Below are 389 nucleotides of genomic sequence, written 5' to 3'. Positions count from 1 at the left end.
TGGTGGAGGAACCAGAGGCGGCGTTGGGCGTGGGAGAGGGGGATGTGGTCGGGTCGTTCCATCGGCAGGAGCGGGTTGCGTGCTCCGGTTGCGTGGTGGAGGCGGGTGGCGAGGCCGGTGATGGTGGGTGCTTCGAAGAGGTCGCGGACGGCGAGTTCGACGCCGAAGGTGGTGCGGATGCGGCTGAGGAGTCGTACGGCGGAGAGGGAGTGTCCGCCGAGGTCGAAGAAGTTGTCGTCGGTGTCGAGTGTGGGCAGGTTGAGGGTGTGGGCGAAGAGGCTGCGGAGGATCTCTTCCTGGGGGGTGGGGGTGCGGCGCCGTGCGGTGGTGGTGGCCGTGTCCTGCTCGTCGTCGTCGGTGTCCTGGGGGAGGAGTTCGAGTTGTCCGTC

The 389-nt window shown here is 68.1% G+C and carries 1 protein-coding gene; it reads right to left on the bottom strand.

The genetic code is table 11. The annotated features are described in order from the left end of the window. Window positions 1–389 (bottom strand): phosphopantetheine-binding protein (locus tag IF67_RS40085; RefSeq protein WP_037840459.1); only part of this gene is annotated, 389 nt, incomplete at both ends.

Source organism: Streptomyces sp. NRRL S-1813, assembly GCF_000719605.1.
GTDB lineage: Bacteria > Actinomycetota > Actinomycetes > Streptomycetales > Streptomycetaceae > Streptomyces > Streptomyces decoyicus.
This window is presented reverse-complemented; position numbering and strand designations above follow the sequence as displayed.